This is a genomic window from Pigmentiphaga daeguensis (genome assembly GCF_039523035.1).
GTDB lineage: Bacteria > Pseudomonadota > Gammaproteobacteria > Burkholderiales > Burkholderiaceae_B > Pigmentiphaga > Pigmentiphaga daeguensis.
The window spans coordinates 45,691-62,231 of the sequence record NZ_BAAAEN010000005.1 but is presented as its reverse complement, the minus strand read 5'-3'; the positions used below and the strand labels follow the sequence as shown (position 1 = coordinate 62,231).

Annotated in this window: 10 protein-coding genes and 1 pseudogene; 3 read left to right on the top strand and 8 right to left on the bottom strand. The window is 66.3% G+C overall.

Annotated elements, in window-relative coordinates; genetic code table 11:
• From ABD104_RS08575 to ABD104_RS08555, 5 genes and pseudogenes are all read right to left on the bottom strand, one after another.
• The gene (locus ABD104_RS08575) at nt 1-801 is read right to left on the bottom strand and encodes an ABC transporter permease (protein WP_087838359.1); all 801 of its coding nucleotides are present in this window, start codon (nt 799-801) and stop codon (nt 1-3) included.
• The gene (locus tag ABD104_RS08570) at nt 794-1,597 is read right to left on the bottom strand and encodes an ABC transporter permease (RefSeq protein ID WP_087838360.1); all 804 of its coding nucleotides are present in this window, start codon (nt 1,595-1,597) and stop codon (nt 794-796) included. The genes ABD104_RS08575 and ABD104_RS08570 overlap by 8 nt, the downstream gene beginning before the upstream one ends.
• On the bottom strand, nt 1,594-2,316 hold the full coding sequence (locus ABD104_RS08565; RefSeq protein ID WP_087838361.1) for an ABC transporter ATP-binding protein: 723 nt from the start codon (nt 2,314-2,316) through the stop codon (nt 1,594-1,596). Before ABD104_RS08565 ends, ABD104_RS08570 begins: the two co-directional genes overlap by 4 nt.
• Nucleotides 2,317-2,385: 69 nt before the next feature.
• Nucleotides 2,386-3,015: pseudogene (locus tag ABD104_RS08560) on the bottom strand (ABC transporter substrate-binding protein); the annotation flags it as partial.
• 15 nt (nt 3,016-3,030) lie between these two features.
• Nucleotides 3,031-3,360: a substrate-binding domain-containing protein gene (locus ABD104_RS08555; protein ID WP_343927382.1), complete on the bottom strand. Its 330-nt coding sequence runs from the start codon at nt 3,358-3,360 to the stop codon at nt 3,031-3,033.
• A gap of 143 nt (nt 3,361-3,503) precedes the next feature.
• Between ABD104_RS08555 and ABD104_RS08550 the strand changes: the two genes are divergently transcribed.
• Nucleotides 3,504-4,712 (top strand): LysR substrate-binding domain-containing protein, encoded by a 1,209-nt coding sequence (locus ABD104_RS08550; protein WP_343927381.1) that lies wholly within the window; start codon nt 3,504-3,506, stop codon nt 4,710-4,712.
• Nucleotides 4,713-4,724: 12 nt separating this feature from the next.
• On the opposite strand, the gene ABD104_RS08545 is transcribed toward ABD104_RS08550, so the two are convergent.
• Entirely contained in the window at nt 4,725-5,741 is a 1,017-nt protein-coding gene (locus ABD104_RS08545; protein ID WP_343927380.1) for an isopenicillin N synthase family dioxygenase, read from the bottom strand.
• Between the two features lie 593 nt (nt 5,742-6,334).
• On the opposite strand from ABD104_RS08545, the gene ABD104_RS08540 reads away from it, so the two are divergent.
• Both ABD104_RS08540 and ABD104_RS08535 read left to right on the top strand, forming a co-directional pair.
• Nucleotides 6,335-7,351, top strand: a complete 1,017-nt coding sequence (locus ABD104_RS08540) for an ABC transporter substrate-binding protein (protein WP_343927379.1) — start codon at nt 6,335-6,337, stop codon at nt 7,349-7,351.
• Complete coding sequence (locus ABD104_RS08535; RefSeq protein ID WP_279814498.1) at nt 7,348-7,857, top strand: nucleoside deaminase; 510 nt, start codon at nt 7,348-7,350, stop codon at nt 7,855-7,857. The genes ABD104_RS08540 and ABD104_RS08535 overlap by 4 nt, the downstream gene beginning before the upstream one ends.
• 105 nt (nt 7,858-7,962) lie before the next feature.
• On the opposite strand, the gene rpoC is transcribed toward ABD104_RS08535, so the two are convergent.
• Together rpoC and rpoB are read right to left on the bottom strand one after the other, a co-directional pair.
• Nucleotides 7,963-12,228, bottom strand: coding sequence for a DNA-directed RNA polymerase subunit beta' (gene rpoC, locus ABD104_RS08530; RefSeq protein WP_243724705.1), 4,266 nt, complete (start codon nt 12,226-12,228; stop codon nt 7,963-7,965).
• An 11-nt stretch (nt 12,229-12,239) separates the two neighbouring features.
• The gene (gene rpoB, locus ABD104_RS08525; protein ID WP_087838383.1) at nt 12,240-16,352 is read right to left on the bottom strand and encodes a DNA-directed RNA polymerase subunit beta; all 4,113 of its coding nucleotides are present in this window, start codon (nt 16,350-16,352) and stop codon (nt 12,240-12,242) included.
• Between the last annotated feature and the right edge of the window lie 189 nt (nt 16,353-16,541).

Sequence of the window (16,541 nt, the reverse complement as noted above, 5' to 3'; positions counted from 1 at the left end):
TCAATGGGAAGGACGGGAACTCCGGGCCGCGCCGTCGGGCTCCCAGAAGATGATCCTGCCGCGCACGGCGACGAGCAGACGGTCGAGGGTGAAGCCGATCAGCGCCACGGCGATCACGCCGGCGTAGGACTCGGCATACATGAAGGAAGCCGACGCGTAGGCGATGTAGTAGCCCAGCCCGGTGCTGTCGCCGATCATTTCGGTGATGATCACGACCACCATGGACAGGGGCAGCGCGACCCGTATGCCCGACATGATGGCGGGCAGCGCCGCCGGCAGTAGCACGCGCAGGAAGATGCGCACGGACCCGGCCCCCATGTTGCGGGCGCTCCAGACCAGGCGCGGCGCCACGGCGCGGATGCCGAAATAGGTGTTGACCGCGATGGGGAAGGTGCACTCCAGCGCGATCAGCGCGATCTTCGACGGCGAGCCGAAGCCCAGCAGCAGGATGAAGACCGGGTACAACGCGATCTTGGGAACCGGGTAGCCGAACGAGAAGATGGGTTCCACCATCCATTCGAACCAGCGGCTGCGGGCCATGAGCACCCCCAGCAGTACGCCGATGACGATGGCCAGGCCGAAGCCGCTCAGGGCGCGCGAGAACGAGATGGAGGCGTGATAGACCAGGTCGCCGTTGGCCAGCCCTTCCACGAAGGCCCGGCCCACCTTCACGATGGAAGGCATCAGCCGCGGCGACACCCATCCCGAACGGGACAACAGCTCCCAGGCCACGGCCAGGACCGACAGCGGATACAGCGGCGCCATGGCTTGCCGGGCGAAAGCGCGCAGACGCTCAACCATCGCGGGCCTCCCCGGGATACTTGTCCGCCAGCAGGCGGCGGCGGATGGCCAGCAGGATGCGGTCGCTGGCGAAGCCCATCAGGCCGATGGCCAGGATGGCCGTGTACATCCAGTCATAGCGCATGGCCTCCTCGGCGCGCACGACCATGTCGCCCAGGCCGTCGTGCGACCCCACCATCTCGGCGGCGAACAGCACGATGAACGAAAGCGCGAGCCCGGAGCGCAGGCCGGTGAAGATCTGCGGCAGCGCGGCCGGGAAGATGACGCGCCTGAAGATGTAGGCAGGTCCCGCCCCCATGTTGCGCGCCGCCCAGATCAGGGATACGGGGGTGGCGCGCGCGCCGTACAAGGTGTTGATGAAAGTCGGAAAGAAGACCGCCAACGTGATGAGGGCGATTTTCGAGACATCGCCGAAGCCCAGCCAGGTGATGATGACCGGCAGCAGCGCCACCTTGGGCACCGGATACAGCGTGGAGACGAGCGGATCGAAGAAGGCGCGCGCCTGCTGCCACACCGCGCTCAGGAGTCCGATCGCAACCCCCAGCGCGGCCCCCATGAAAAAGCCGCTGTAGGAGCGCACGCCGGACGCCATCGCGTCGCGGATGAGCTCGCCGCTTGCCAGCAGTTCCCAGGTCGTCGCGGCGATGTCGGTCGGCGCCACGACGTAGCGGGGCGCGCCCGGCTGGCCTGCCGCCAGTTGCATGGCAACCAGCAGCGCCACCGGCAGGGACCAGCCCGCGAGCCAGCGCAGCGCGCGGTTCGAACCGCCCGCCGCGGTGGAGCGTATCGCGCTCATGAGCCTTCCCGGGCGCGCAGGACCTCGTCGCGCAGCATGTCCCAGATCCTGGCGTGGTAGTCCATGAACTCGGGCGACTTGCGGATGGAGGCGTCGCGCGGGCGCGGCAGCTCGACGCGCAGGTCGGCCTTGATGCGTCCCGGGCGCGCCGTGAAGACGATGATCCGGTCGCTCAGGTAGATGGCCTCTTCGATGTCGTGCGTGACGAACAGCACGGTGCGGCGGTCCTGCTGCCAGATGTCGGTCAGCTCTTCCTGCATGAGTTCGCGCGTCTGCGCGTCCAGGGCGCCGAACGGCTCGTCCATCAGCAGCATCTTGGGTTCGTAGGCCAGCGTGCGCGCCAGGGCCACGCGCTGCCGCATGCCGCCCGACAGTTCGCCCGGATACGCGTTCTCGAACCTGGCGAGCCCGACCATGGCGATGTACTTGCGCGCGATCTCCAGGCGCCGCGCCTTGGGCAGGCCCTGCACTTCCAGCGACCAGGCCACGTTGCCCAGCACCGTGCGCCAGGGAAAGAGCGCATAGTCCTGGAACAGCATGCCCCGGTCGGGCCCCGGCTCCGAGACCGGGCGCCCGGCCAGGCTGATCGTGCCGCTGGTGCGCGGCTCGAAGCCGCCCACCATGTGCAGGAAGGTGCTCTTGCCGCAGCCCGACGGCCCGACGATACTGACGAATTCGCCCTCGGCGATGGACAGGTCGAAATCCTCCAGCGCGGTCACGGCCTGGCCGTTGCGCAGGAAGCGCTTGCCGACGCCCCCGGGCCTGCAGGTAGTGGGTCGCGTCGGCGTTCATTTCGGCAGATAGCTCATATCCACGACCTTGGCGGGATCCAGGTCGTCCATGTAGCCGAAGTCCTTCAGTTCCTTCACCATCCTGCGCATGGAATCCATGTCGACCTTGCCGTCCAGCGGGTGCAGGTACTTGCGCATGCCCAGCGACACGTCCAACGGAATGTTGACGAACTTCGCATCGATCAGTTGCTGGTGGCTTTCGCGCGGACGGTTGACGTAGAAGTCGGTAGCCTTGACCAGATCGGCCAGGAACGCGCGCAGCGCGGCGGGATGCTTGGCGGCGAACTCCTCCTTGACCAGCAGCAGCATCAGGTCTTCCTGCTGCCCGATGCCGTCGGTGGACGTGAATACCGTGCGCATGCCGCCACGCTTTTCCTCGAAGGCGGCGAAAGGCTGCGGAAAGGCGCCGATGTCCAGCTTGCCGGCCCGCACCGCCTCGCCCTGGCTGGGGAAGGGAAGAGCCACCCACTTGACGTCGCGCTGCGGATTCAGGCCATGCTTCTTGAGCGCCAGCCGGGCCCAGATCTCCGCCGACGAGCGGGCGCCATTGATCCCGATGGTCTTGCCCTTGAGGTCGGCGATCGTCTTGATGGGCGAACCGTCGAGCACCATGTACCGGGTGGCGAAGCCTTGCGCGCCGCCCTAGCGGGACAGCGACGCGACGATCTTGAACTTGATGCCCTGGGCCGCGGCCATCATGACGCTGTGCGCCGATCCGGTGGCGACGTCCAGCTCGCCAGCTTCGAATGCTTGAAAACGCTTATCGGTGCCCCGGAACAAGCTGTACTCGAGCTTGTAGTCGCGGTTCTGTCCGGGAGTGACGGCGGGCGATGCCTTCATCGTCCACAGCGGTTCCTCGGCGGATGAGCCATGGCCCACGCGGATGGGGACGACCTCCGCCTGGCTGGCTGGAGAAGCCAGAAAAAACAAGGATAAAGCGGCACAGCAGAGCGTCTTCACCATGGAATTCATGATGCGGTCCTCCCTAGGATGGTCACGGCTTCGTCATGCCGGATTGTAGGTTCTTGCCTCGGGCGAAACGATCGAGTTATTCTTGCTCAGCCAGCAATTTTTCTTATCGGATGGGTTTTTAGGCGATGCTGGAACGGAACCGCATGCGGCACCTTCGGGCGCTCATCGCCGTGGTCGAGGCGGGCAGCATCGCGCATGCCGCCCAGCGATTGCTGCGCACGCCCTCGGCGGTGGCGAGCTCCATCCGCCAGCTCGAAACGAGCTTCGAGGCCACGCTGTTCGAACGCCAGGCCTCGGGCATGGCGCCCACGCCGTTCGGCGACGCCGCCTACCGCCGCGCCCTGCGCATCGACGCCGAACTGCGCCAGGCCTGCGCCGAACTTTCTCCCTACGGCGTCTCCGCTGGCGCGCCGCTGTTTGCCATGCTGGTGGGTGAGCGTCAGTTGACGGCGCTGGTCCGCCTGCGCGAAATGGGGCACATGCCCAGCGTCGCGGCGGTCATGGGCTTGACCCAGCCCGCGGTCAGCGCCCTGCTCAGGCAGGCGGAGGCGTCGCTGGACCTGCCCCTGTTCCGCCGCACGGCCAAGGGCATGGCCGTGACCGAGGCCGGCGAGCTGCTGCTGTTTCGCGTGCGGCGGGTGCTGGCGGAGCTGCGCCACCTCGAAGCAGACATCGCGCAGCAGCGAGGCGAGATCAGCGGCCGCGTCATGTTCGCCGCCCTCCCCTCGCTGCGCACGCGTGTGCTGCCCCAGGCCATCGCGGCGCTGGTGGGGCGGCATCCCAACGTGCAGATCTCCATGGTGGACGGTCCGTTCGAGATCCTCTTCGCCGGCGTGCACTCGGGCGAGATCGATTTCATCCTGACCGGTCTCAATGCCAACTACTCGCATCGGGACTTCCTCATCCGGGTGATCGGCAGCGACCGCCTGGTCGCCGTGGTCAGGGCCGGACATCCCCTGTGCGCCAGGAAGCGGGTCGAGATCACCGATCTCGTCCGCCATCCGTGGATACTGCGCGACCGGGGAGCACCCACGCGCGAACTCCTGAACGACCTGTTTCGCGACCTGGGCATCGCGCCTCCGCACGTCGCCGTGCAGGCGGGCGACCTGGACTTGCTGCGCGGCCTGCTCCAGCACAGCGACATGGTCTCGGTGGTGTCGCCCGAGTACCTCTCCTACGAGATCGCCTCGGGCGCCGTCAAGGTCCTGGAGGTAGAACTGCCCCCCACCGGCCGGGACATCGGGTTCCTCCTGCGGCGCGACGCCCAGCCCTCGCTGCTGTGCGAGAAACTGATGCAATACATCGAGAAGGCCGCGGCGGGTACCCTGGCGCCCACGCTCGCCGCGGCCTGACCGCCGCGTCCATCAGTACCGGTTCGAGAAATTCGCCGATATCCGCTGCTTCAGGTATTCCGCCGCGGTGATCGCCGGATACTTGCGCCCGGGCCCTTCGATCACCACGTCCTCGTTGGCCTGGCAGAAGAACGCGAGGCTGTAGCGGGCCCCCTGGTACTCGTGCGGCTGCGGATTGCGCACGCGGTGGAAGTTCGACGGCAGCGCATCGTCGCTCCAGCGCATCAGCATGTCGCCGATATTGCAGGTGATGACCCCCTCGACCGGCTCGACCGGTGTCCAGGCGCGGCTCTCGGCGTCCTTGCCCGGCAGCACTTGCAAGCCCGCCTGGCCCGCGCGCTGGAACAACAGCGTCAGGCAGTCGTAGTCGGTGTGGGCGCCGGCGCGCCACAGGCCCAGCTCGTCCTTGAGCGCGGGGTCGATGGCGAAGTAGTGCAGCATGCGCAAGGTGCTCTGGTAGGTTGCGGGAGCCGGATCGTGGGCGCGGGTGAAGAAGTCGGGCGCAAAACCCAGCTTCAGCGCAAAGCAGGACAGCAGCCGCATCCCGACCTCCCAGCACTGGCGCTCGAACCGCAAGGTGGCCTCCTCGAAGCCGGGCAGCTCGTCCTCGGTCGGCCACAATCCGTCCATGCGCGGACGCGTCACCTGGTAGGACTCCTTCTGGTCCGGCGTACGGGTGGACGGCCGGATCTGGGCCTTGTGCTCCCAGCCGGCGTTGCGGGTCAACGGCCATTGCGCCTTGGTCTCGCGCGGCAGGGCGAAGAAGCGCTCGGCGCGCACGAACGCGGCCTCGATATCGGACAGCGGGATGCCATGGTTCTTGACCTGGAAGAAACCGATCTCGGTCGCGGCGCGCCAGATCTCGTCGGCGATCTCGGCGTGCCGGCGGTCGAAATCGGCCACGTCGATGATGCGGATCTCGCGCTGGGTTTCCTGCCCCATGCCCCCCATGCGGGATTCCTTTTCGAGCTCTCCCAGCCCATAGCCGGAGGGAACCTGGAGGGACGGCGTGGCACTCGTGGTTTTCATGATGACTTCCTCGTCGAAGAACAAGGGACATCGACCACTACCGGGCATCGAGCGGGGCGGTCGTGTCGCGCTTGAAGGTTGACATGGCCGCCCCGCGGGAGCGTACCCCGCGGCGCGGCCTCTTCAAGAGCAATGACCCGCCAATCGGGCCGGACGGCGCCGGGCGATTGCGCTGAACGCTTCTACTCTTTCGACCCGCAGTCATGCAAGAACCGCTCCAGGCGCATCGGCTCGTGCCCTCCTGGCGTGCCGTGCCGCTCCGCCGCCGCGTTCACCAACTTTGTGCAGCGGGCGCCGCACCGGCGGGCCTTTTGCACCAATCGAAGACAGCGGCACGGGGACGGCGCGGCGAAGCGTCGCGCGCCGGAAGCATTGTCGCTTGCCGGCCTTCCCCGGGGAAAGGCGCACGGGTGTTCCGGAGCCCGAAACGCCGGCAAACCCCGATGGCACACCCCTTGCTTGATCGATCGCAGAGTAGAAGCGTTCAGCGTCGGCCATGCGCCGGCGCCCGGAAATTGCTCGAGTCGCGCCGGACAGGCTTGCCGCAGGCATGTCCGGGAATTCTCCATTCCACGACACGGGACCTCCATCAGATGAACCGCCGCCAGTTCCTCGCCACGCTGTCCGCTTCCGCCCTCGCCGGGGCACATGTCCGCCCGGTTCTCGCCCAGCCGCGCTCCCTCACTCCGATCAAGTTCACCCTCGACTTCCGCGTCACCAGCCAGACCTCGCCCTTCTTCCTGGCGCTGGCCAAGGGCTATTACAAAGAGGCCGGGCTGGACGTGAGCATCGACGTCGGGTCCGGCTCGGTCGCCTCGATCACGCGCGTCGCCAGCGGGGCCTATGACCTCGGCCTGGGGGACATCAGCTCGCTGGTCGAGTTTCACGCGCAAAGCGTCGGCGCGCCCGTCCAGGCGGTGTACCAGTATTACAACCGGGCGCCCTTCGTCATCATCGGCCGCAAGGACCGCGGCATCACGACCGACTTCGCCAGCCTGCGCGGCAAGCGCGTCGCGGCCGCGGCCGTGGAGGCGACGCGCCGCTGCTGGCCGATGGCGGCGCGTCAGCTCGGCGTCTCCCCGGACCTGTTCCAGTGGATCACGACCGACTTCAGTACCCGCGACAATGTCATGGTCCGCGGCGATGTCGACGCGGCCACCTACTTCCACGATTCGGCGGTCTCGCTGTTCGCCCGCATGCCGCCCCAGGAACTCGCGGTGCTCGAGTATGCGCGCACCGGCCTTGCCCTGTACGGCAACGCGGTACTGGCCAGCCGCCGGCTCATCGCCGAGAAACCGGCGGCGGTCAAGGCCTTCCTGGCGGCCACCAACCGGGCCCTGGTCGATCCGGAACCCGCGCTGGCCGCGATCAAGGCGCGCGAGGCCATCATCGACCTGAAGGTCGAACGCGAACGCTGGCACATCACTCGCCGCTATCTCGCCACCGACGACACCCGCGCCGACGGCCTGGGCAGCGTCCGGGCCGACATCCTGCGGCGCCAGATCGACGAAGTCGCCGCCGTTTTCGATCTGCCCGCCCGGCCCCCCATCGGCCAGATCTTCGACGACAGCCTCCTGCCTCCCGCCGCCCAGCGCAAGGTGCCCGCATGACGGCGCAGCCCCTTCCCGGCGAGCAGCCCGTGGACGAAGGCGACGGACGATACCTGCGCCGGGCCATCGAGCTCGCCAACCTGGCCCGCTCGCGCGGCAACCGCCCCTTCGGCTCGGTCATCGTCGGCGCGGACGGCACCGTGCTGGCCGAGGCCTGGAACCGCAACGGCGAGACGGGCGATTGCACCGCCCATGCGGAAACCGAGGCCATCCGCCTCGCCAGCCCCCGCCACACGCGCGAGGAACTGGCGGGCGCCACCCTGTATGCCTCGGGCGAACCCTGCGTGATGTGCGCCGGAGCGATCTACTGGTCCAACATTCGCCGGGTGGTCTTCGGCATCGACGCCGTGCGTCTGCGCGCGTTCCGGGGCGCGCGCCTGGACCAGCGGGACGCGGAGCTGTCCTGCCGCGACGTGTTCGACGCCTCGCCGGTGCCGATCGCGTGCATCGGCCCGGCGCTGCTGGACGAGGCGGCCGCCTCGCACGAAGGAGGCTGGAAAACCTGAGCCGCACGGGCGTTTGCCCATGAAAAAAGGCCTGGATCCGATATCGGATCCAGGCCCTGGATACTTCCGAGGGCGAGAGCCGGAAGGCCCCCGCCCGTGCCAAGCTTACTCCTGGCTGCCGCCTTCGGCCGGCTCGTCGCCCGAAGGCTCCGAGGTCGTCACGCTTTCGGCCGGCGTATTGAAGATCTCGCTCTCGTCGAAGGTGTTGCCCACGTCGGCGAATACCACTTCGCGCTCGGCGGCCTCCTGGGCTTCCTTCTCCTTGCGGGCGGCATGGTAGGCCATGCCGGTACCCGCGGGGATCAGGCGACCCACGATGACGTTTTCCTTCAAGCCGCGCAGGTCGTCGCGCTTGCCCATGATGGCGGCTTCGGTCAGGACACGCGTGGTTTCCTGGAACGAAGCGGCCGAGATGAACGAGTCGGTCGACAGCGAGGCCTTCGTGATACCCAGCAGCACGTTCTCGTACGTGGCCGGACGCTGGTTGTCGGCGTTGACGCGATCGTTCTCGTTCAGCATCTCGGCGCGCTCGACCTGCTCGCCCGGGATGAACGAGGTATCGCCCGGATCGACGATGTTCACGCGGCGCAGCATCTGGCGCACGATCACTTCGATGTGCTTGTCGTTGATCTTCACGCCTTGCAGGCGGTAGACGTCCTGCACTTCGTCGACGATGTAGATCGCCAGCTTCTCGATGCCTTGCAGGCGCAGGATGTCGTGGGGATCGGCCGGGCCGTCCACGATCATTTCGCCCTTGTTCACCACCTGGCCGTCGTGCACCAGCACCTGCTTTTCCTTCGGAATCAGGAACTCGTGGCTGACGCCGTCCAGGTCGGTGATGACCAGGCGCTGCTTGCCCTTGGTGTCCTTGCCGAACGAAACCGTGCCGGTGACGTCGGCGAGCATGCCGGCGTCCTTGGGCGAACGGGCTTCGAACAGCTCGGCCACGCGCGGCAGACCCCCGGTAATGTCGCGGGTCTTCTGCGATTCCTGCGGAATACGCGCCAGCACTTCGCCCACGCCGACCTGCTGGCCGTCGCGCACGGTGATCAGCGCGCCCACCGGGAAGGAGATGCTGACCGAGTGGTCGGTACCGGCAATCTTGACTTCCTCGTTGGAGGCATCGAGCAGCTTGACCTGCGGACGAACGGTCTGCTTGGCGCTGCCGCGCGTCTTGGGCGTGATCGCGACCAGGGTCGACAGGCCGGTGACTTCGTCGAGCTGACGGGCCACCGTGACGCCTTCTTCCACGTTCTCGAACTTGATCGTGCCACCGTACTCGGTGATGATCGGACGAGTCAGCGGATCCCACGTGGCCAGCTGCGCGCCGGCCTTGACCGTCGCGCCGTCGCCGTGCAGCAGGATGGCGCCGTACGGCACCTTGTGGCGCTCGCGCTCGCGGCCGTTGTCGTCGACGATCAGGATTTCGCCCGAACGCGAGATGGCGACCTGCTCGCCCTTGCCGTTGGTCACATAGCGCATGGCGCTGGTGAAGCGCACCGTGCCGTTGGACTTGGTTTCCACGCCGGAGGCCAGCGCCGCGCGCGAGGCCGCGCCACCGATGTGGAACGTACGCATCGTCAGCTGCGTACCGGGTTCGCCGATGGACTGGGCGGCGATCACGCCGACCGCCTCGCCGACGTTGACCAGCGAACCGCGGCCCAGGTCGCGGCCGTAGCACGCGGCGCACAGGCCGTGACGGGTTTCGCAGGTCAGGGCCGAGCGGACCTTCACTTCGTCGATGCCCAGGCGCTCGATCGCGTCCACCGCGTCTTCGTCCAGCAGCGTGCCGGCCTCGAACACGGTTTCCTGCGTGTCGGGATCGACCACGTCGGCGGCCGCGGTACGGCCGAGGATACGGTCGCGCAGCGGCTCGATCACTTCACCGCCCTCGACCAGCGCCTTCATGGCGAAGCCGAAGGTCGTGCCGCAATCGTCCTCGGTGATGACCAGGTCCTGCGTCACGTCCACCAGGCGGCGGGTCAGGTAACCCGAGTTCGCCGTCTTCAGCGCCGTGTCGGCCAGGCCTTTACGCGCGCCGTGGGTCGAGATGAAGTACTGCAGAACGTTCAGGCCTTCGCGGAAGTTCGCGGTAATGGGCGTCTCGATGATGGAGCCGTCGGGCTTGGCCATCAGGCCCCGCATGCCGGCCAGCTGGCGGATCTGGGCCGCGGAACCGCGGGCGCCGGAGTCGGCCATCATGTAGATCGAGTTGAACGACTCCTGGCGGGTGGCGTTGCCGTGGCGGTCAACGACGGGCTCGGTCGAGAGCTGTTCCATCATCGCCTTGCCCACGCGGTCACCGGCCTTGCCCCAGATGTCCACCACGTTGTTGTAGCGTTCCTGGGAGGTCACCAGACCCGACGAGTACTGCTTGTCGATTTCCTTGACCTCCTTGCTGGCCTCGGCAAGGATGCCTTCCTTGGCGGACGGGATCAGCATGTCGTCCATGCAGATCGAGATGCCGCCGCGGGTGGCCAGGCGGAAGCCCGACTGCATCAGCTGGTCGGCGAAGATCACCGTGTCGCGCAAGCCGCAGCGGCGGAACGACTGGTTGATCAGGCGCGAGATCTCCTTCTTCTTCAGGGGCTTGTTCAGCACCGAGAAGGGCAGGCCCTTGGGCAGGATTTCCGACAGGATGGCGCGGCCGACGGTCGTCTCGAAACGGCGCAGCACGGGCTGGAATTCGCCGTTCTCGTCACGCTCGTACTCGTTCAGGCGCACGGTGATGCGCGACTGGAGCTCGACCACCTTGTTTTCGTAGGCGCGCATCACTTCGGACACGTCCATGAAATGCAGGCCTTCGCCGGCGCCGTTCACGCGCTCGCGGGTGGCGTAGTACAGGCCCAGCACGATGTCCTGCGAAGGAACGATCGAGGGCTCGCCGTTGGCCGGGAACAGCACGTTGTTGGAGGCCAGCATCAGCGTGCGGGCTTCCAGCTGGGCTTCCAGCGACAGCGGAACGTGGACGGCCATCTGGTCGCCGTCGAAGTCGGCGTTGAACGCCGCGCAGACCAGCGGGTGCAGCTGGATGGCCTTGCCTTCGATCAGCACCGGCTCGAACGCCTGGATGCCCAGGCGGTGCAGCGTCGGGGCGCGGTTCAGCATGACCGGGTGCTCGCGGATCACCTCTTCGAGGATGTCCCACACCACCGGTTCCTGCGTTTCCACCAGCTTCTTGGCCGCCTTGATGGTCGTGGCCAGGCCCATCATTTCCAGGCGGTTGAAGATGAAGGGCTTGAACAGCTCCAGCGCCATCAGCTTGGGCAGGCCGCACTGGTGCAGCTTGAGCTGCGGACCCACCACGATCACCGAACGGCCCGAGTAGTCGACGCGCTTGCCCAGCAGGTTCTGGCGGAAGCGGCCGCTCTTGCCCTTGATCATGTCGGCCAGCGACTTGAGCGGACGCTTGTTGGCGCCAGTCATGGCCTTGCCGCGGCGGCCGTTGTCCAGCAGCGAGTCGACGGCTTCCTGCAGCATGCGCTTTTCGTTGCGCACGATGATTTCAGGGGCTTTCAGCTCGAGCAGGCGCTTCAGGCGGTTGTTGCGGTTGATGACCCGGCGGTACAGGTCGTTCAGGTCGGACGTGGCGAAGCGGCCGCCGTCCAGCGGCACCAGCGGGCGCAGCTCGGGCGGCAGCACGGGCAGCACTTCCAGGATCATCCAGTCGGGCTTGATGCCGGACTTCTGGAAGCCTTCCAGCACCTTCAGGCGCTTGGAGATCTTCTTGATCTTGGCATCCGAGCTGGTGGCCTGGAGGTCGGCGCGCAGCGTCTCGATCTCACGGTTGATGTCGATCGTGCGCAGCAGTTCGCGCACGGCCTCGGCACCCATCACCGCACGGAAATCGTCACCGTACTCTTCGGTCTTGGCCAGGAAGTCGTCTTCCGACATGATCTGGGCGCGCTTGAGCGGCGTCATGCCCGGATCGATGACGCAGTAGGCTTCGAAGTACAGCACGCGCTCGATGTCGCGCAGCGTCATGTCCAGCACCATGCCCAGGCGCGACGGCAGCGACTTCAGGAACCAGATGTGAGCGACCGGGCTGGCCAGCTCGATATGGCCCATGCGCTCGCGGCGAACCTTGGCCAGCGTGACTTCCACGCCGCACTTCTCGCAGATCACGCCACGGTGCTTGAGGCGCTTGTACTTGCCGCACAGGCACTCGTAGTCCTTGATCGGCCCGAAGATCTTGGCGCAGAACAGCCCGTCGCGTTCGGGCTTGAACGTGCGATAGTTGATCGTCTCCGGCTTCTTGACTTCGCCGAACGACCACGACCGGATCTTCTCCGGCGACGCGATGCCAATGCGAATGGCGTCGAACTGTTCTTCCTGCGTAACCTGCTTGAACAGATCCAATAGCGCTTTCATGGCGACTCCTATCAGTTACGCTCGAGATCCATGTCGATCCCGAGCGACCGGATTTCCTTGACCAGCACGTTGAACGACTCGGGCATGCCGGCGTCGATCACGTGGTCGCCCTTGACGATGTTCTCGTACACCTTGGTACGGCCGTTCACGTCGTCGGACTTCACGGTCAGCATTTCTTGCAGCACATACGAGGCGCCGTAGGCTTCCAGCGCCCACACTTCCATTTCCCCGAAACGCTGGCCGCCGAACTGGGCCTTGCCGCCCAGCGGCTGCTGGGTCACCAGCGAGTACGGGCCGGTCGAACGGGCGTGCATCTTGTCGTCGACCAGGTGGTGCAGCTTCAGCATGTGCATGTAGCCGACCGTGACCGGACGCTCGAACATCTCGCCGGTGCGGCCGTCGTACAGGTAGGCCTGGGTCTTGGAGTTGGTCAGCTTGAGGCTCTCGGCCAGCTCGTCCGGATAGGCCAGGTCGAGCATCGCGCGGATGTCGCTTTCCGAGGCGCCGTCGAACACCGGCGTGGCGAACGGCACGCCGTTACGCAGGTTCTGCGCCAGCTCGATCACCGCGTCGTCATCCAGCTCTTCCAGGCGGGCGGCCGTGCCGGTGGTGTTGTAGACCTTGCCGATGAACTCGCGCACCTTGGCCACTTCGACCTTGCGCGCTTCGGACAGCATCTCGTTGAAGCGCTGGCCCAGGCCCTTGGCGGCCCAGCCCAGGTGCACTTCCAGAACCTGGCCCACGTTCATCCGCGAAGGCACGCCCAGCGGGTTCAGCACGATGTCGACGGGGGTGCCGTCGGCCATGTGCGGCATGTCTTCCACCGGAGTGATCTTCGAGACCACGCCCTTGTTGCCGTGGCGGCCGGCCATCTTGTCGCCGGGCTGCAGGCGGCGCTTGACGGCCAGGTACACCTTGACCATCTTGAGCACGCCCGGGGGCAGCTCGTCGCCCTGGGTCAGCTTCTTGCGCTTCTCTTCGAAGGCGAGATCGAACTGGTGGCGTTTCTGTTCGATCGACTCCTTGGCCTGCTCGAGCGCGGTGGCCGCGGCTTCGTCGGCCAGGCGGATGTCGAACCACTGCCAGCGGTCCAGCTCGGCCAGGTAGGACTTGGCGATGGCCGCGCCCTTGGCCAGCTTGCGCGGGCCGCCGTTGACGACCTTGCCGACCAGCGACTTCTCGATACGGTCGAAGGTATCGTTTTCCACGATACGCAGCTGGTCGTTCAGGTCCTGGCGATAGCGCTTGAGCTCATCGTCGATGATGGACTGGGCACGCTTGTCGCGCACGATGCCTTCGCGCGTGAACACCTGCACGTCGATGACGGTGCCGACCATGCCCGAGGGCACGCGCAGCGAGGTGTCCTTCACGTCCGAGGCCTTCTCGCCGAAGATCGCGCGCAGCAGCTTCTCTTCCGGGGTCAGCTGGGTTTCGCCCTTGGGCGTGACCTTGCCGACCAGCACGTCGCCCGCCTCGACCTCGGCGCCGATGTAGACGATGCCCGATTCGTCCAGGCGGTTCAGCTGGCCTTCCGAGAGGTTGCTGATGTCGCGCGTGATTTCTTCCGAACCCAGCTTGGTGTCGCGGGCGACGACCGTCAGTTCCTCGATGTGGATGGAGGTGTAGCGGTCGTTGGCCACCACGCGCTCCGACATCAGGATCGAGTCCTCGAAGTTGTAGCCGTTCCAGGGCATGAACGCGACCAGCATGTTCTGGCCCAGGGCCAGCTCGCCCAGGTCGCTGGAAGCGCCGTCGGCCAGCACGTCGCCCTTGGCGATGATGTCGCCACGGCGCACGATGGGGCGCTGGTTGATGTTGGTGTTCTGGTTGGAACGGGTGTACTTGATCAGGTTGTAGATGTCGACGCCCACTTCGCCGGCGACGTTTTCCTCGTCGTTGACGCGGATCACGATGCGCTCGGCGTCGACGTAGTCGACCAGGCCGCCGCGCAGCGCCTGCACGGTGGTGCCGGAGTCGACCGCCACGGTGCGCTCGATGCCGGTGCCCACCACGGGCTTCTCGGGACGCAGGCAGGGCACGGCCTGGCGCTGCATGTTCGAGCCCATCAGCGCGCGGTTCGCGTCGTCATGCTCGAGGAACGGGATCAGCGAGGCGGCCACGGACACGATCTGCGACGGCGCCACGTCCATGTAGTGGACGTTCTCGGCGGCGGTCAGCATCGTTTCGCCGGCTTGGCGGCAGGCCACCAGATCGTCCACGAAGTGGCCTTCGTCGTCCAGCGTGGCGTTCGCCTGGGCGATCACGTAGCGGCTTTCCTCGATGGCCGACAGGTACTCGATCTGGTCGCTGACCTTGCCGTCCACGACCTTGCGGTACGGCGTCTCCAGGAAGCCGTACTCGTTCAGGCGGGCATACAGGGCCATCGAGTTGATCAGGCCGATGTTCGGACCTTCGGGCGTCTCGATCGGGCAGACGCGGCCGTAGTGGGTCGGGTGCACGTCGCGCACCTCGAAGCCGGCGCGCTCGCGCGTCAGGCCGCCGGGGCCCAGGGCCGAGACGCGGCGCTTGTGCGTGATCTCGGACAGCGGGTTGGTCTGGTCCATGAACTGCGACAGCTGGCTCGAACCGAAGAACTCCTTGATGGCGGCCGAGATCGGCTTGGAGTTGATCAGGTCGTGCGGCATCAGGTTCTCGGCCTCGGCCTGGCCCAGGCGCTCCTTGACGGCGCGCTCGACGCGCACCAGGCCGGCGCGGAACTGGTTCTCGGCCAGTTCGCCCACGCAGCGCACGCGGCGGTTGCCCAGGTGATCGATGTCGTCGATCTCGCCGCGGCCGTTGCGCAGCTCGACCAGCACCTTGATGGTGTCGAGGATGTCCTCGTTGCTGAGCGTCATCGCGCCCGTGATGTCGTTGCCGCGCCCCAGGCGGCTGTTGACCTTCATGCGGCCCACGCGCGACAGATCGTAGGTTTCCTCGCTGAAGAACAGGCGCTGGAACAGGGCTTCGACGGCTTCCTCGGTGGGAGGCTCGCCGGGGCGCATCATGCGATAGATCGCCACGCGCGCGGCGGTCTGGTCGGTGGTCTCGTCCACGCGCAGCGTCTGCGAGATGTACGGGCCCTGGTCCAGGTCGTTCGTGTAGAGCGTCTGGATCTCGCGCACGTTGTTCTCGCGCAGCTTGTTCAGCAGCGACTCGGTCAGCTCTTCGTTGGCGTGCGCCACGATCTCGCCGGTTTCCGGATCGACGACGTTGCGGGCCAGCGCGCGGCCCAGCAGGAAGTCTTCCGGCACCGAGATGCGCTTCGTGTCCGCGGCCACCAGGTCGCGGATGTGCTTGGCGTTGATGCGCTTGTCCTTGGCGACGATGACGTTGCCGGACTTGTCATTGATGTCGAAGCGCGCGACCTCGCCCTTCCAGCGCTCGGGCACGAACTCCATCAGCCCGCCCTCGCTCGCCAGCTCGAAGCTGTCGAACGAGAAGAAGTGCGCCAGGATGCTCTCGGGTGTCATGCCGATGGCCTTGAGCAGGATGGTCACGGGCATCTTGCGGCGGCGGTCGACGCGGAAGAACAGGATGTCCTTGGGGTCGAACTCGAAGTCCAGCCACGAGCCACGGTAGGGAATCACGCGGGCCGAGAACAACAGCTTGCCGGAACTGTGGGTCTTGCCGCGGTCGTGCTCGAAGAACACGCCGGGCGAACGGTGCAGCTGCGAGACGATGACCCGCTCGGTACCGTTGATGACGAACGATCCGGTGGAAGTCATGAGCGGGATCTCGCCCATGTAGACTTCCTGTTCCTTCACTTCCTTGACGGTGGGTTTGCTGGCCTCGCGATCGAGCAGGACCAGGCGCACCTTGGCGCGCAGGGGCGATGCGAAAGTCAGCCCACGCTGCTGGCATTCGCGCACGTCGAAGGCGGGTTCGCCCAGCACGTAGCTGACGAATTCCAGCCTGGCCATCTGGTTATGGCTGACGATGGGGAAGATCGAGGAGAATGCGGCTTGCAGGCCTTCTTCCTTGCGCTGCAGAGGTGCGGTATCCGACTGCAGGAAGGTACGATAGGACTCGAGCTGAGTTGCCAGCAGGAAAGGAACGGTTTGCACGTCCTCGCGCTTGGCGAAGCTCTTGCGGATGCGCTTCTTTTCGGTGAACGAGTAGGGCATGAGCACTCCGACTCAGGTTGCACGAACCACGGGTAATGGTCCTAAAATACGACTTCGAAATCTCAACGGGGCTACCCGCCGGCTGGGCCGGTACCCCTCTTCCGGGCTCCCCCGGTACGGGTTTCGGGTCCGCGGGCGGCATCATCCCCACCCACGCACCGGAAATCCGTTCGACGATCCGTGCGCGCA

Excerpts from the sequence above, each read along its gene's own strand:
- ABD104_RS08575 (WP_087838359.1), bottom strand. The coding sequence starts at position 801 with ATGGTTGAGCGTCTGCGCGCTTTCGCCCGGCAAGCCATGGCGCCGCTG.
- ABD104_RS08570 (WP_087838360.1), bottom strand. The coding sequence starts at position 1,597 with ATGAGCGCGATACGCTCCACCGCGGCGGGCGGTTCGAACCGCGCGCTG.
- ABD104_RS08555 (WP_343927382.1), bottom strand. The coding sequence starts at position 3,360 with ATGAATTCCATGGTGAAGACGCTCTGCTGTGCCGCTTTATCCTTGTTT.
- ABD104_RS08550 (WP_343927381.1), top strand. The coding sequence starts at position 3,504 with ATGCGGCACCTTCGGGCGCTCATCGCCGTGGTCGAGGCGGGCAGCATC.
- ABD104_RS08545 (WP_343927380.1), bottom strand. The coding sequence starts at position 5,741 with ATGAAAACCACGAGTGCCACGCCGTCCCTCCAGGTTCCCTCCGGCTAT.
- ABD104_RS08540 (WP_343927379.1), top strand. The coding sequence starts at position 6,335 with ATGAACCGCCGCCAGTTCCTCGCCACGCTGTCCGCTTCCGCCCTCGCC.
- ABD104_RS08535 (WP_279814498.1), top strand. The coding sequence starts at position 7,348 with ATGACGGCGCAGCCCCTTCCCGGCGAGCAGCCCGTGGACGAAGGCGAC.
- rpoC (WP_243724705.1), bottom strand. The coding sequence starts at position 12,228 with ATGAAAGCGCTATTGGATCTGTTCAAGCAGGTTACGCAGGAAGAACAG.
- rpoB (WP_087838383.1), bottom strand. The coding sequence starts at position 16,352 with ATGCCCTACTCGTTCACCGAAAAGAAGCGCATCCGCAAGAGCTTCGCC.